11 protein-coding genes are annotated in these 14,730 nt (G+C 60.4%); 1 reads left to right on the top strand and 10 read right to left on the bottom strand.

All coding sequences use genetic code 11. The features are described from left to right. Nucleotides 1-6 precede the first annotated feature (6 nt). Nucleotides 7-885, bottom strand: a complete 879-nt coding sequence (locus ABLV52_RS13280) for an AraC family transcriptional regulator (RefSeq protein ID WP_064154719.1) — start codon at nucleotides 883-885, stop codon at nucleotides 7-9. A gap of 158 nt (nucleotides 886-1,043) precedes the next feature. On the opposite strand from ABLV52_RS13280, the gene ABLV52_RS13275 reads away from it, so the two are divergent. Further along, nucleotides 1,044-1,799, top strand: coding sequence for an SDR family oxidoreductase (locus ABLV52_RS13275; protein WP_348890488.1), 756 nt, complete (start codon nucleotides 1,044-1,046; stop codon nucleotides 1,797-1,799). 4 nt (nucleotides 1,800-1,803) lie between these two features. Here the strand turns inward: ABLV52_RS13275 and ABLV52_RS13270 are convergent, their stop codons facing one another. From ABLV52_RS13270 to ABLV52_RS13230, 9 genes are all read right to left on the bottom strand, one after another. Then, nucleotides 1,804-2,298 carry a hypothetical protein gene (locus ABLV52_RS13270; RefSeq protein ID WP_348890487.1) on the bottom strand — a complete coding sequence of 165 codons (495 nt, stop codon included), beginning with the start codon at nucleotides 2,296-2,298 and terminating at the stop codon, nucleotides 1,804-1,806. 126 nt (nucleotides 2,299-2,424) lie between these two features. Beyond that, the gene (gene tssJ / locus ABLV52_RS13265) at nucleotides 2,425-2,967 is read right to left on the bottom strand and encodes a type VI secretion system lipoprotein TssJ (protein WP_023289403.1); all 543 of its coding nucleotides are present in this window, start codon (nucleotides 2,965-2,967) and stop codon (nucleotides 2,425-2,427) included. Continuing rightward, nucleotides 2,945-4,030 (bottom strand): type VI secretion system baseplate subunit TssG, encoded by a 1,086-nt coding sequence (gene tssG, locus ABLV52_RS13260; RefSeq protein WP_348890486.1) that lies wholly within the window; start codon nucleotides 4,028-4,030, stop codon nucleotides 2,945-2,947. Before tssG ends, tssJ begins: the two co-directional genes overlap by 23 nt. Further along, nucleotides 3,994-5,748 (bottom strand): type VI secretion system baseplate subunit TssF, encoded by a 1,755-nt coding sequence (gene tssF, locus ABLV52_RS13255; protein ID WP_237902070.1) that lies wholly within the window; start codon nucleotides 5,746-5,748, stop codon nucleotides 3,994-3,996. Before tssF ends, tssG begins: the two co-directional genes overlap by 37 nt. A 79-nt stretch (nucleotides 5,749-5,827) precedes the next feature. Continuing rightward, entirely contained in the window at nucleotides 5,828-7,420 is a 1,593-nt protein-coding gene (gene tssA / locus ABLV52_RS13250; protein ID WP_085550773.1) for a type VI secretion system protein TssA, read from the bottom strand. Then, complete coding sequence (locus ABLV52_RS13245) at nucleotides 7,417-10,845, bottom strand: ImcF-related family protein (RefSeq protein ID WP_348890485.1); 3,429 nt, start codon at nucleotides 10,843-10,845, stop codon at nucleotides 7,417-7,419. The genes tssA and ABLV52_RS13245 overlap by 4 nt, the downstream gene beginning before the upstream one ends. Beyond that, on the bottom strand, nucleotides 10,829-11,968 hold the full coding sequence (locus tag ABLV52_RS13240) for a hypothetical protein (protein ID WP_348890484.1): 1,140 nt from the start codon (nucleotides 11,966-11,968) through the stop codon (nucleotides 10,829-10,831). Before ABLV52_RS13240 ends, ABLV52_RS13245 begins: the two co-directional genes overlap by 17 nt. Beyond that, nucleotides 11,965-12,222 (bottom strand): PAAR domain-containing protein, encoded by a 258-nt coding sequence (locus tag ABLV52_RS13235; RefSeq protein WP_002902252.1) that lies wholly within the window; start codon nucleotides 12,220-12,222, stop codon nucleotides 11,965-11,967. Before ABLV52_RS13235 ends, ABLV52_RS13240 begins: the two co-directional genes overlap by 4 nt. Nucleotides 12,223-12,242: 20 nt before the next feature. Continuing rightward, nucleotides 12,243-14,684, bottom strand: coding sequence for a DUF2235 domain-containing protein (locus tag ABLV52_RS13230; protein ID WP_348890483.1), 2,442 nt, complete (start codon nucleotides 14,682-14,684; stop codon nucleotides 12,243-12,245). Nucleotides 14,685-14,730 lie beyond the last annotated feature (46 nt).

Genomic DNA, 14,730 nt, shown 5'->3' with positions numbered 1-14,730 from the left:
GCCAGATCAGGCGCTCATTCTTTCCCGTCGACGGTCGCGGCCCGGCGGCGCGCCGTACAGGCGAGCGTATTCCCGGGTGAACTGCGACACGCTGATATAGCCCACTTCGCCGGCCGCCTGCGCAATGCTCATCCCTTCCGCCAGCATCAGGCGGCGGGCGTGGATCAGGCGCAACTGCTTCTGAAACTGCAGCGGCGACAAGGTGGTCATGGCGCGGAAATGACGGTGAAAGACCGAAACGCTCATCCCGGCGGCGTCGGCCAGCGCGTCGACGCTGACTGGCTGCATAAAATCCCGGCGCAGCACCGCCACCGCCCGGCGGATCCGCGCCGAATGGCTGTCTGCGACGCCCAGCGCCCGGATGGCCGCCCCGTGAACACTCTGCAACAGCCAGTAATGCAGCTCCCGCCGCAGCCCTTCGCCTAACACCGCCAGCGCCCCCGGTTGATCAAACAGTCTTGCCAGCCGGTAAGCGGCGTCCGTCACGTCGGCATTCATCGGTTCGATACCGACGCGGGGCGCCTCATCCGCCCCTGACGGTCCCACCTCCTGCAGCTCGCGCAGGATAGCCAGATCCAGCTCCAGCACCAGCGCGTAATAGGGAAAACGCTGACTGGCCTCGGTGATCTGGCTGGTGGTGGGGACATCCGCGGCGATCACCATCGCCTCCCCCGGACCATAGTCGAAACTTGCCAGACCGGTGGTCACGCTTTTGCGCCCCTGCAGCAGCATGGCCACCAGCGGCCTGGCGATGGCCGCCTGCAGATCGCCGGGGTGCAGGGCCCGCACCAGAGTGATGCCGGGAACCGGGGTAACCGCCACCCCGCTGCTATCGACATGAGCATCGGCATACCGGCGGCAGAGAGCGAAGAGTTCGTCGCGCATAAGATCCTTTCAGGCAAGTTTTAAAGCCTCAGTATGCGCTATTTCCCACCAGAAGAGAGGGTATTGAGAGGAATGGGCAAAAAATAACAAGGATTGGGCAACCCGGTCTGGTAGCCACCACCTATTGTAAGGACTCCACACACCAGAGAGGATCGAACATGACTAAGATTGCACTTATCACCGGCGCCAACCGCGGCCTTGGCCGTCAGACCGCACTGGATATCGCCCGCCAGGGTGGGGACGTCATCGTCACCTGCCGCGGCAATATTGAACAGGCGGAAGCGGTGGTGGCCGACATTCACGCCCTCGGCCGCAAGGCCATCGCCCTGCCGCTGGATATGGCGCAGACCGCCAGCTTTCCGGCCTTCGCAGACAGCCTGCGCGCTGCGCTGGGCAGCGTCTGGGGACGGGACACCTTCGACCATCTGATCAATAACGCGGGACACGGCGAATTTGCCCCGCTGGCCGAAACGCGCGAGGCGCAGTTCGACGGGCTGTTTAACGTCCACGTTAAGGGGGTGTTTTTCCTGGTTCAAACCCTGCTGCCGCTGCTGGCTGACGGCGGACGGATCGTTAACTTCTCCTCCGGACTGACCCGCGTCTCTTATCCTGGCTTCTCCGCCTACGCCGCGGCCAAAGCGGCTGTGGAGATGCTGAGCGTATACATGGCCCGCGAGCTGGGCGGGCGCGGCATCACCGTCAATACCATCGCCCCCGGCGCTATCGCCACCGACTTTGGCGGCGGACTGGTGCGGGACGACGCGGGGGTTAACACGCAGTTTGCCGCGATGACGGCGCTGGGACGGGTGGGCGTTCCCGAGGATATTGGGCCGATGATCGCCAGCCTGCTGCGCGACGATAACCGCTGGGTGACCGCCCAGCGGATCGAGGTATCGGGCGGACAAACCATCTGACCAGTCAGGCCAGGCTGTCGATCGCCATAAAAAAGCGGTCTTCGGTGAGAATCTGTCGCGCCTCCGGGGGCTGGCGCGACTGACGGATCAACCAGCCGCCGTCCGGGGCCAGGCTCAGATAAAACACCTCCCGGGAGCCCGCCCCGCCAGGTGTCTCAAGGCTCAGGGTCACGACCCCCTTTTCCACGCCATCCCACAGCTGCTGCGGCACGATATTGACGCTGCGCTCGCCGTTTTGCAGGCGGAGAGTGGGGATATCGTAGCGGCAGATGCCGCTATTGAGGCTGTAGCCAAGGGTGCTCAGATCGTGGACGTGGCGGGTCGAAACCACCACCTCGATGCCCGTTCCGTCAAACCACTGATTCACCTGCCGGGCGAGTGCCGCCATCTGCTGGCGAAACATGGCGATATCCGCGGCCGCCGCCCCATCGAAGGTGGTTGTCCGCGGCGGATTTTGCTGGTGCTGTAGTTTCTTAAAAAAACGCTCCCTCGCTGTCACGTTATCTCCCTGTGCTGTGATGAAACCGGTGAGGCTGGATGAGGATGGTTACCGCCAGTTCGCTGGTTAACGAAGATTACGGGCCAATCGCCACGATGGACCCGCCGCAGACATTTGTTTTCGACGTTACTTCGCCGCTTCAGGCCTGAGCCTTAGCTGGTTAGTTTCGGCGGTAAAAATACGTGGCTTGTCAGGATCCAATTCCTCACGCGCCAGCACCTGCTTCCAGGTATTTCTTTCTGTATCCGGATGGCGGAACAGGCCGACAACCGCCACGAACTTCGCCTGCGTTTCCAGCGGCATATTGAGACTGGCGTCCCCTCCGGGGTTGATCACTACGTCGCGACTGGCGAGGAGATCGGCGGCGAGCAGAATATCCCCCTCCTCCAGCAGCTGCTGGTAAACCAGCCGGTCAAAGGTCCGGCGATCTTTAAGCTGATAGATGCGCACCACCACTGGTTCGGAGAGCGAGTGATTCTCTCTGGCATCGGTGTTGAGCGCTTCGCGCGCCGTAAAATCCAGATGCAGCGTATTAATTTGCTTATAAAAAACGGCGTTGAAGGCGGATTTTGTTCCCTCCGAGACGCGCTGGGTGAGCCCGCATCCGCTCAGGCAAAGCGCTAGCAGGGACAGCAGGCAGGCGGTTTTAATTAAACTTATACGTAACACGTTGGTTTCCTTGCGGTGAGGTGGCAGGCTGCAGGCCGGTATAGGTGCCCAGTTCGGTGGTAAATGTCTGTGGGATATCATCCTGACTCTCACCCTCTCCAGCGCCCAGCACGCCGTTCATACCGAGCCAGAACGGTCCGTCCCCCAGCGGCGGGACAGCCAGCAGTCGGGTCGGCGCGGTCAGGGTGATTCTGGCCCGGAATCGCCAGCCCAGATACACCCGCAGCAGGATGAGAAAGTCCCGAAACAGCGGGCCATCAGGCTTCCAGCCCTGCGCCTCCTCGGGATTATCGGTGATAAGGGCGACGAGGAGCTGGCTACTGCTGTCCATCGCTTGGTCACCCAGCGGGGTATTTCCGTCCAGTAAGAAGTCGTCATCGCCGTAAAAGCCCAGCGGCTGGCTGACCGCCACCGGACGCAGGCAGTAAGGGCTCACCCTGACGGTGGTCTTCGGGGCCAGCAGCGTGATCAGCGCCTGGATCCCCTGCTGAGTTTTGCCCGGCTGAAGCAGCACGCCAGTCAGCGCCAGAAAGCGCGACGCTGGCGAGGCGATATGCCGCGTCGTGCCGGGGATGCCCAGCCCCGCCAGACCCAGCAGCGACTGTGACAGGCGGTCGGTACCGCCGGGCTCAAAGGTGGCGGGCCAGCAGTATTTCCGCCAGATGCGGTAATACTGCGTGATAATCCGGTGACTGAAGATATCCAGCACCCCCTGCAGCGCTTCATGCCCTTCCCTGCGCTGGGCGATATCATCGAGCCAGGCCGTCGGGAGCGGCGAATCGACACCGTACAAGCCCATAAAGGTGGTGCGAATGACCGGCGGCCCGCTGTCATTGGCCTCATCGTATTCCACGGCTCTGAGTTCGCTGGCGGGGAATCCCATCCCCGGATGCGGATGAAAACGTACCGGATCGTCAGCCGGATGGCTGGTCTCCCCCAGCAGCGGTTTATCGGGTTGCTGTCGCTCCAGAAGCTGACAAAAGCGGTAAAAATTGATCCGCGGCAGGTCGGCCTCCAGACGCGGCATCAGCCGGGAATGCGTCGGCTGTGCTTCTCTTCCCATTCCAGTCGTTCTCCGGTTGGTTGCAGAATGATAATCAGGCGGTTGAACAAGTAGATATCGGTGTAGAGCGCAAAGAAGCGGCTGAGCATCTCGCCAAACAGGCATATATCGCCTCGTCCGGCAAAGCCGTGGCTGTCGAGGGTGACTTCAATTTGCACGCCGCGCACCAGATGGCCCTGTGCAAAGCGCTCTGTTGCGCGGTGCTTCACCTCGAGGATGGCTTCCAGACGCCGACGATTCATCTCGCTGTCGGTCCATTCATACAGCGCCAGGGTGCCTCGCAGGACTTCAGCGTTGTCCATCAGGGAAAGAAAACTGCTGCCCAGATGGCTCAGCACCCGCCAGTGAAAACGATCCTGGGCAGGGGGATAGCACGGGAGCGTCGGCGCGCAGAGGTTACGAACCGCGACGCTGGCCGAGGTGGTTTTCATCACCGTATCGAGCACGGTGCTCTGCAGCGCACGACGCGGAAGCTGGCCGTTGGTTCCGGTGAGGGTGAGCGACAGGCTTTCATCTTCCGGTACGGTATGCTTGTCAAAGGCTTCCCCGCCGACGATAAGCCAGGTGTTATGCAACCCGGAGGGGCCACGGCGAACCCGGGTATGATAGTAATAATCAGGCGCGTCATGACGCATCATGCCGCCTTTGTGACGAAAGCTTGAGAACGGCGCGTAAGCCTGTTGGCTCGAGGAGATCACGGAATCGACGGTGTAAATTTCAGTGTGGCCGTCCTGCACGCGCAGTGGGCGCAGCAGGTATTCTGTCTGCAGGGAATTGATGGTCAGCGGATCGGACTCCAGCGGGAACAGGTTGATCGCCGGTACGCAGTGCAGGCGCAGCTGCTTTTCGCTGAAGCGGAAGTCATGTTCCCAGCGTTCCGCCAGCACGACGTCGATCTCAAACCACGCCATCCCGGCCGGGAAAGCCACCGTCTCCAGCCCGCGCAGGTCGATGAACATGAACTTTTCGCGGAAGGTAAAATACTCCAGCAGCAGCTGGTAGCCGCGAAAACTGCGGCCATCTTCGGGCCAGAGGCCGTCATCCTCGCCAAACCCCAGCGCGCTGAAATACCCGTCCAGCGGCTTTCTGTCCTCCTCACCGGGTACGCGCAGCCACATCCTGGCCACATTGAGGGTAAAGGCCTCGTGCATGGCGCAGGCCAGCGGCGCATCGGCGTTGCAGTACAGCGGGATATGGCTGAGATCGATCCGGCGCCAGTCCGTCAGGCTGCTGCAGTTAAAGCGCAGCGTGATCACCGACCGGCCATCCGTATCGGTGGTCAGCTGAGCGCGCTCCAGGGACAACGGCTGCAGAGCGATCGCTTTGGTGGTGGTGTACCGACAGCGCGTGCCCTTTTCACCGATCGGCCGGGAAAGCACTTCAAAGCCTTTAGCCATCGTCATCGGCTCTTTCATCTCCTGCCAGTCGGGGGTGAATTCCACGACCGACAGGGAAGGAATGGTACGTAAATAATGTGGCCACAGCAGGCTGACCACGCCTTCGGTGAGTTCGGGCAGATCGTCATCGAGCTTCTGGCGCATGCGGCCCATCAGGAAGGCAAAACCTTCAAACAGACGCTCGACAAAGGGGTCGCGGGCGCCCGCTTTGTCAAGATTGAGCATTGCCGCCTGCTCAGGATGAGCGCGGGCAAACTCTTCACCCGCTTCCAGCAGGTAGCGCATTTCAGCGTCGTAATAACGCAGGGTTAAATCGTCCATAAGTCACCAGAAGAAGTAATAGCTTTCAGATATGCAGAAGACAGCAGATGCAAGTAATGAGGTGCGGTTGACGCGTCAATTATGCGCACAGCACCGCAGCGCGAGCGGGATCCAGAGCGATAAGCCCGGCAAGCAAAGACTCCATCTCTGGCTGCAAGCGATTTTTTTCTGCCTCACTGCGCCCGGCCTTGCCTCTTAGTAGCCGGAGTCGGCGGGCTTTGATCTCAAAGATAAGCTCCGGCGTCCATTGTTCGAGCGTCATCTCCCGGGCACGGCTGTCGAGTTCCGCCAGCAGATGCAGCGCTATTTCATTTTTTCCGTACTGCTCGCTGACCCGCGCCATCAATAAGCGCATCAGCCACCGATTGCGGCTGGTGGTATAGCCCGGTTGCGCCTGTAACCAGTTCAGCGCCGACTCAATACCTTCATCGTCCGCGCGGGCGAGCACTTCTGACTCCAGCGACAGCACCTCATCAGTGCTGGTCGCCGCCATCACCGGCTCACCTTGCCATCCGGCCATCTCATCCAGAACATGTTCGTTAAGCCAGTTGAGCGTCACTTCATCGGCGAATGGCGTACCATCGTTAAACGCCAGGGTTTCCAGCCCCGGTAGACGAGCCAGTAGCCCTTTCATATCCCGGCACAGGATATCGGCCCGTACAGTGTCAGCATCCAGTTTCAGCAGCGCCTGCCAGGCGTACCACTGCACGTCCAGCCACAGATGATTGACGCCTTGCGCCAACAGCGTGTCCGTATGCTCCAGCAGTTCTGACCAGCTTTTCTGTAAATACAACCGCTTAAGATGGGCTTTACTCTCCGGCTTTGGAGGCAATAGCCGGGTCCGGCCGGAGGCATCCAGCGGCGGTAATTCCGTTAAAGTATCCCAACGCACACTCTTCATCAGATGATGACCTGCCAGCCATCCGCCGGGACACTCACGCAGATATTTCGCCAGCACTTTAACCTGGTCGAGCAAATCACGTCCTGACGTGACGGTATGCATTACCGGTGCGGTGTCTGCATGTTGGGGCAGCAGATCGTGTTCTTCGCGGCTGGTCTGCGGCACCAGGCTGCGGGCGCCGCCGCTTTGCACCAGTCGGTTCTCCAGGAGCTGATATAGCCCGGAAAGATCGGGGCGAGAGGCCTCAGCCAATACGGCAAAAGAGGCTTCCGTCAGCAATAACGCCCCGATAATGACCTGCATAGTGGTCATGTCGACTTCCGGATAAAGAGACAGACTGTCCGACATCCGGCGACTGCCAAGCCATTCCAGCGCCGATTTGCAGCTACGTTCACGTTGGGGATGGAGCATATCCCCAAACCGCTCAAGCATTGCCGCAAGCAGCGTAACGCCCTCGGCCAGACCGGTTTCGCCATCCTGCTGCAGACGCGCCCACACGTAAAAGGTGATCACGCGCAGATCCTTGCAGGTATGAGTCAGCAGTTTTTCTGCCAGCTGGCAAATCAGTTCGGTATCGACGCCGGAGATCTTATTGACCTCCTCGCGGATACGCTGAAAATCATCGTCATAGCCCGGATCGCTGCCGGTGGGCTGGCTATCACTGATTGGCGCAAGCCATGACTGCCAGTTTTCCTGGCGTGACCGGGCCTGCTGGCGCAGTACGCTTTCATCCAACTGACTGGCGGCAACCAGATTTTGTAAAATACTCATTTTTCCATCTCATCCATGTCACTATTCCCTACCCCCGCCGTCAGGGCCTGTGCGCTCTCAGCCGCATCGACAGTGAAAATCTGATCCGGCAGGGTCAATCCGCGCAGCGCCAGAAGCACCAGCGGGCCGCTCGCAAGCTGGGAGCGCAGTACCCACTGCAGGGTGCGGCCATCCGGAGCGGTGAAGCTCATCATCCACTGGCTGCGTTCGAGCTGCTGGCGTTTACCCTGCTCCAGCCAGCGAATAAAACCCCAGGTTCCGCTGTAGTCACCAAACAGACGCGTGCCCGCATTGACGGTGGTCCAGGTCAGCAGAGCGCCGGGTTTATACGTTTCCCCCGGCCAGCGGAAAGTCTGCCAGTCGGCCATCTGATTGAAATAGCGCAGCTTTTGGCCGTCTATCGTCAGCTGTGTCTCCACGACCTGTGCAACAGGCCTGGCCTGCAATTCGAAGCTGATGCCCTGGCTGCCATCGGTGAAAAGAATGTCGGACAGCTGGCTTAGCTGGTTGATGGCGCGCAGAAAGGCTGGATTAAAGACCAGGCCGTGACTGTTGACCTTATCCGGCACCCACTGACTACCTTCTTTATGCAGAACACCGTTCAGCTCCGTCGTAAGAAAACGTTCGATTCGCCCGCTGTCTTTGCGCACAAACTCAGCCAGCATCGGCAGAGAGGCGTCGCTTTTGCTGGCGGCAAACGGAAAGCGGCCGTCAAAAGCGGTGTGCCAGCTGGCGACTACCGATCGGCGCCATTTATCATTCAGACTGGCCGCCGACGGCAGAAGCACGGTTTCCCAGGCCTGAGTCAGCGGCTGCACAAACAGAGTGTTACCGAAGCCACTCCACTCTTCGCCAAGGCTTGCCGAAATCAGACTGCCATATTGTTGCGTGTCGGTCAGGTCGACGCTTTTCCCCTGGAAGACGGTCTGCGCCAGGGTCTGCATCATCTCCTGCGGATCGGAGGTATTCGCAACCTGCTGCAGACGCAGGCGCACGCGGGTGATACGGGTCAGATAGGTTTGCAGGCTCAGGGTGCTGTCGGCCGACATGACGTTGCTGCCCGTGTTTTTCCCCATTAACTGGAGCAGTGGGCCGAACGTGTCATCCAGAGGCCCCTGCGGCCCGGCTGCCGACTGGTCGATGACCGGCTTGTCTTTTCCGCCCACCAGATCTTTGGCCGATTTAATAAGGCTGTCCGACAGCCCCTCCCTTTGTTGCCCCGCCTGCCCCTGCCAGGCAAGGGTATTCATCAGGGCAATCAGCGGCGACTGGCGGACATCGCTTATCAGCGTGAGCTGGTCGGTAACATCGGCGATATTGGTCGCCGGATTAAGTCGTAGACTGTTGAGAAAATTCAGCCAGCTGCCAGCGAAATCGGTGAAGTAGCGTCGGGTCAAACGCGCTTTCAGCGCCTCCGGCGACAGGTCTGTCGACACCGTTTTGCGCGAATCGCTCAGCACCCAGTCGATTTCCTCCCGGCGCGAGCTGGCTGCCTTATCAATGGCCTGCTGAATGCCGCCTTCCCATGCCTGGCGGGTAAACATCCCCGGGACCACTTCATCGGTGGTAAACAGGCGGCGCGCATCGGTGCCACTGGTCATGTCTTCCAGCGATACATCGGCAAAATTACGACGCACGGATTTGAGCATGTTCTCATACAAGGTGCTTTCGGCATTGCGGCGACCTATCTGCTGCAACAGAACCTGACGGCTCTGACTGACACGTTGTGCATCCGGGATGATCTTCCACTCTGGCCGCTCGGGCAGCAGGGAGAGATAAAAGGCCCACAGATCCGGCGCCAGACTTTGCCACAGTCCGGTCGAGATCCCCTTTCGCGTTGGCTGGACCGTTTTCATGGTCTGCGCGAAAAAGGTGCCATCGGCTTTATCCGGACGAGCCATCATCAGCCAGGCTTTCAGCTGGTCATAGCCCGGTTTCGCCAGCCGGGCTCGCTGGTCGCTATTGGGTGCGGAGTTGACCAGCGCGCTGAGCGCCTGCTGCAGCGCGACATTGGCCGGGTCACGTATCAGGCGGTTGTTTGCCACGCCGTACCAGGGCAGGACGGCGTCTAATAGTTGCTGATGATGGTCCAGACCAAAGCGCCGATACCAGGGCGCTCCCTTCTGGCCATCGTGCACGAGACGGCCGGCCTCATTGCGCAGGGCATGGAGGGCCGTCAGTTGATAGTCAGAAACAGAGGGGTGGGTCACCAGGTCACGGGCTTTTCCCGCTACCGAAACAATCTGGCTGTAATTAAGGGTAAAGGAGAGCAGCAGTCCCGCCGCCCACAGGCCGAGGATGGCCATCAGACCGCACGCCAGGCCCCGCTCCCACGCCATTCCCACGTGATGCCCGCGTAAACGGCGGCAGTCATCGACGATTCCCTGCCAGGTGGCGGGCAGCGTCAGGAGATGAGGCTGGCCCGCAGGCGAGGCATCAGCCTCCTGATAAGGATCTACGGTACGAGGCGCCGGCAGGCTAAACATTAGGCCTCGCAGCGCAAACCGCTGCCGCGAGGCGGTCAGCCATGGCGCCAGCTGCCAGCGCCATTGCGCGATCCCCCCGTCGAGAAGCTGCTGCCCCAGACGCAGCAGGAAGTCGTGGCGGGTCTCCTCCGCGATCTGGCGCATCCCCTGCTCCCGCAGCGTGGGCAGCATCTGCGCAAGCTGACGGGCGACATCGTCCTCGGTAGCGCGTAACGGGAAGCTAACCCCTACCGCCTGCACCGCGCGGTCAGCCTGCGACCACTCACTGCCGCACAGTTTCCACAGCCAAACCGGAGCGGCATAGCCCAGCAGTTCGCTAATTTTTTCCAGCCCGCGCAGGTCGTTTTCGCTTATCTGCGGCGTCAGGGTGAGAGACGATGGCATCACCCGCACAATCCCGTCCAGAGGACGGCCGCGGCGCAGCTTGCGTAGCGCGATGTATTTTTTTCGGTCAGGCTCCGATGCAAGGCTGCCGCCGTAAATCAGCACGGTGCGGTTGCCTTCAAGCCAGTGCTGCCGTTGTAGGCCGGGAACCAGTTGTTCTATTTCCTCATCGTCGCCGGTGACTAAAAGCAGGCGGGCTTTGCGGTGCCAGCGCAGGCGGTAACGTGCGTGAAGGTGCTTTTTCAGCGGGGCATAAAGGGCTTCGCGCCCATCGGGCCTGGCGGGTTGCCGCACAGGCGCTGCTGAAGGCTTAACCTTATCTTTTATCAGCAGTCGAAAGGCCATAAACCCCAGTACCAGCAGGCTGAGCGCCATCCCCCAGATAATAAAGCCCATGGCGATAAACGGGCGCAGCGTTTCCCACTGCGTGGCATGATCCATCGCCCACAGCCACCATGCCAGCCCGCCCAGGAGCACCAGAAGCGTGACCGCAGCAATACTGACGATAACCGTAGCCGCCACAGAGATAGCTGCAGGTTTATTGACGTTGTCCATCAGGTTTTACAATTCCAATTGCGAGGGTATTCAAGGGATCGCGGGCTATCCAGCCACACGGTTGTTGGTAGTGCGCGGCGTAGATCGCCGCCAGCGACAGAACGGTCAAGCCTTCCATCTCGCCGATGTCTCCCCAACAGGCATCCTGGCGATACAGGTTGATATCCCAACCGCTGTGCGCCAGCGCTTCCAGTCCCGGCTGAAAAAACAGCGCACAGGCTTCCGGGGGGCCGCTCAGTTCGTTCTGCTCCAGCACACGAGCGGCTACAGCAGTCAGGGCCTCCCCTTTTTCTGCGCAATAGGTTTCCCCCCTGGTCAGGTGCACCGGACCGTCCCGTCCGGCGAGCCACAGTACCGCAGACTCTCCGGCGGGTTGCACTGCCCCCGTCTGGGCGACAACCACCTGACATCCGGCGATAAGCACAGTGTCGTGGGGGTCAGCTTCGGCCAGAGTGTGTGCTATCTCCGCGAGGCTGGCCTCCCCACACCAGGTATGCGGGCGGGATGGTAGTGTCATCTGCGCAACAGTGAGGGTCATCTGTGCACGAAACGCCTGCCAGGCGAGTTCCGTTCCCTGCCAGTAGCAACGCAGCGGCGGAGTAAGCGTTCTTTCACTGCGCTGTCGTTGCCATTCCATCACCAGTAGTTCCGCCAGCCGTTTTTCGCGGGCGATAGCCTCAGAAACTGAAAGGTATGGTGCTCGCAGCGCCCTGCCGCCGCCCTCGTTCTCTTCCTCTGGCGGACGCTCGTGACGGCTTAGCACCCGCAGCCAGTCAGTGGTCGTTTTGCCCGCGGGGCCCAGCAGCAGACCGTCCTGTAACCCGATCGGCTGCCGATGCTCCGCCCACCATTGCTGTTGTTCGTATGCCACCAGTTGGTCATAGAACCTGGCGTTATGCACGCTCATGCGGTAGTACAGCAGCCGGATCAACCAGCCGGTACCTGCCAGCGCCAGGGCCAACAGGATCCCGGTGCCGGCCAGGGCGCTTTTTCCTTCTGACGAGGGAAGTAAAGCGCTGATCCCGCCGCTAAGCAGAACCAGCAGGGCCGAAACCGATAGCCACCTGGCCGTACCAGGCGGTCGCGCGTATTTGTACGGGGGATACTCCGGTACCGGCCTCACTGATCAACCCCGCAGTCTGGGTTAGAGCTGACCAGCGTGCAGCCGCAGGCGCAGCGATGACCGTGGAGCGCAACCGGCTGGCCATCAATAGTGGTTCGCGCGCTGCCTTCAGCGATGGTCGTCATACCGTGTTTGTTACACTTGACCGGGTCGCCCTTGCAGGCGAATCCCAGACCAAAACACTGATAATGCCCCATCAGCACCCTGCCACCATACTCCCGCAGGGTATCTCCTTTGCGGATGACTTTATTCATCGGATCCTCCTTATCCGCGTTCAGACCGTTGTCGTCAGAACGTCCTCAAGCCAGCTGGCCGGCAGCGCGGCTTGCCCCCGCGCCATCTGCTGTTCCGCTTTCCGCGCCTTTTGCTGTGCGACAACGGTCCCCGGCTCGTGGGTAAAGGCCCGCAACTGCTCCCCTCCGGGCAGCTCTGGGAGCGCTTCCCCGGTTATCTTGTCCAGCACCGCCACCTCCAGCGAGCGCACGGCGCCTGTAGCGGCCAGCCCGGCCAGCTTGCCGGTCAGGGACTTTTGCCGGAAACTGAGCACGACGCCCGCAGTCACGGTCGCAAAACCCACCAGGTCTCCGGCGAGCACCAGCGGCGAGAGCGGCTTACTGCAGCGCTCGCCGAAGTAAATCATCCGGTAGCGGAAGTAGCCGGTCCACATCTCGCGCGTGCCGAGCACGGCATACATAAACCAGGCGCGTGAGTCATGCACCTGGTCATCAAACAGCGCCCTCACCAGCCCGGCAGGCTGCTCCGCGTTGCTGGCCTCCCCGGCCGCGGGGAACAGGACGGCCACCCGGGCCTCTCCGTCACGCTTCATGCGCCGGTATTCCTGCGCTTCATCATCGGTATTCAGAATGAAAATCACCGGCTGCAGCACGGTATCCAGCACCAGCTGCGCCAGGTTCTCCGGGATACGGTAACCGTCGTGGTAATCCTTTCCGAACTCCTTCGCCGCGTCGAACAGCTGGGTTTGATCCATCTTTGGGTCAAAATCCTTCACGCCCGGCTGCAGAACCAGCTCATCCATCCTGTCAGGAGGCTGGTTTGCTATCTGGTTCTGGCGAGCCCTGAGCACCGCCGCCTGTTTTTCATCACGAATCTCTTCTGCCGCCTTCCGCGCGGCAGGCAGCGCTTCGGTATTCGTGGCGCGCTGATAGAATGGCGTTTTCAGCATCGAGCCTCTGGCATAGCGGTCGATGCGCCAGGCGGTGATCCAGGCCATCTGCTCAGCAATGACGGTTTCCAGGCTGCCGCCGGCGGCAAGTGGTTCGTAGTGAGAGGCTGCTTCGGGATCGAACGTTTTCGGCGTGGTTTGGCCCAGAGTGAGTTCGCGCCAGGCGTTGAAGCGGTTGACTAGTGGTGTATCAATTACAAATTCTTCCTGCAAATCTGGCGACATGGCTCGCCAAAGCTGCCGGTTTAGATCTCGCGGTAATGTGGTCGGTGGGACTTTAAGTGGCGCACCAAAAGCAAATGCCGAAGCATATAAGTCATGCAAAACTACCTGTGAGAGTAACAGTGCATCATCCTCACCATTCGCTTTCCCCTGCTCCCCCGGCGGATACCCTCCCCCGATATCCGAGTGCATCCCCGGGTAAACCACCTCAGTGGCACAGGGCGGGTATTTACCGTTTGCCCGTCGCACCGAGTCCAGCGGAAAGCAGAGACGCTGCTCATGCCCGGAGACCAGGTGAACACATTTTTTTATCAGCCCGCCATAGGTTTCATCATCCGGCAGCTCCATCGTGCCGTCTGCCCAGGACATATGCCCGTCGGCAACCGGCACAACATGCGCCACCCCGACGGAGGCCACCGTATCCAGCAGCCCGAGAAACTCCACGCTGAGGGGCAACTGCATCCCGCCTGTCTGCAGGCACTGCGGCGGTTTTTCACCCTCCGCCGCCGGCGGGGGCAGCAGTTCGCTCAGCCAGCGCACAAAGGTGCGCGCCGCGGCCGCGCCGCGGGAAAAACCATAGACATACAGTTTGATGCCTGTCAGTTTCGGCTTGCCCGGCTCAGGCTGAATCAGCATCGGCATCAGTTTCGGGGCAAGACCATTCAGCAAACGAGTGAACTCTTCATAGCGGTTATGGCTGCCACCAAACCCCAGCAGGTTCCAGTTGGTGCTCATTTCTTTCAGTGAACGACGACTCTCTGTGGTGGTCAGCCATTTTTCGGTGGCACTAAACATCAGCACATCGATTATGCGCAGCAGCGCCCAGTTAATCCGGTCCTCCCCCTTAACTGCCCCCACCAGACCCATGGTGGAATAGTCGGGATCATTCACTTCCGGGAAGGGGGTGCCCACGCCGGGCATATAGAATTTAAAATATTTCCCGTCTCCCTCGCCGTCTCCATCAAACAGCTTGCTCTGATCATCAGACGGCACCCCGCCAGCCGTACCCGTTCCAATAGTCGCCCGAAACAGCCGGGCGATATTGGTCGGATGTTTCGGGTTCGCGATAAAAAAGTCATGATTTAAGTTATTGCCGGTACCGTCGAAAAACAGGCTGATATGTAGCGTCTTGCAGCACGGCGGCTCCACGCGCCGTCCGGCAGCCAGGCACAGTTCCTGATGATAGCGCCGCTCGTCGCTGTTCTGTTGATAGTAGTTCTGACCAACCTCCAGCGCCCGGCCCGGCAGACGTCCCTGCGGTGGAAACGACGGCGGGACCCAGGCGGCATGGGTTTCGGTTATTTCGGACATACGGGGGGCTCCTTCATCCTGACGGGCTCTTTTATCGGGTAGTTCG

Origin of the sequence: Klebsiella sp. GB_Kp056 (assembly GCF_040064755.1) — a bacterium.
GTDB classification, from domain to species: Bacteria; Pseudomonadota; Gammaproteobacteria; order Enterobacterales; family Enterobacteriaceae; genus Klebsiella; species Klebsiella quasipneumoniae.
Note: the sequence above shows the minus strand (reverse complement) of the source record. Positions and strands in the feature narration are given on the sequence as shown.

Coding starts and splice junctions, on each gene's coding strand:
- ABLV52_RS13280 (WP_064154719.1), bottom strand. CDS start 885: ATGCGCGACGAACTCTTCGCTCTCTGCCGCCGGTATGCCGATGCTCAT.
- ABLV52_RS13275 (WP_348890488.1), top strand. CDS start 1,044: ATGACTAAGATTGCACTTATCACCGGCGCCAACCGCGGCCTTGGCCGT.
- tssG (WP_348890486.1), bottom strand. CDS start 4,030: ATGGGAAGAGAAGCACAGCCGACGCATTCCCGGCTGATGCCGCGTCTG.
- tssF (WP_237902070.1), bottom strand. CDS start 5,748: ATGGACGATTTAACCCTGCGTTATTACGACGCTGAAATGCGCTACCTG.
- tssA (WP_085550773.1), bottom strand. CDS start 7,420: ATGAGTATTTTACAAAATCTGGTTGCCGCCAGTCAGTTGGATGAAAGC.
- ABLV52_RS13245 (WP_348890485.1), bottom strand. CDS start 10,845: ATGGACAACGTCAATAAACCTGCAGCTATCTCTGTGGCGGCTACGGTT.
- ABLV52_RS13235 (WP_002902252.1), bottom strand. CDS start 12,222: ATGAATAAAGTCATCCGCAAAGGAGATACCCTGCGGGAGTATGGTGGC.
- ABLV52_RS13230 (WP_348890483.1), bottom strand. CDS start 14,684: ATGTCCGAAATAACCGAAACCCATGCCGCCTGGGTCCCGCCGTCGTTT.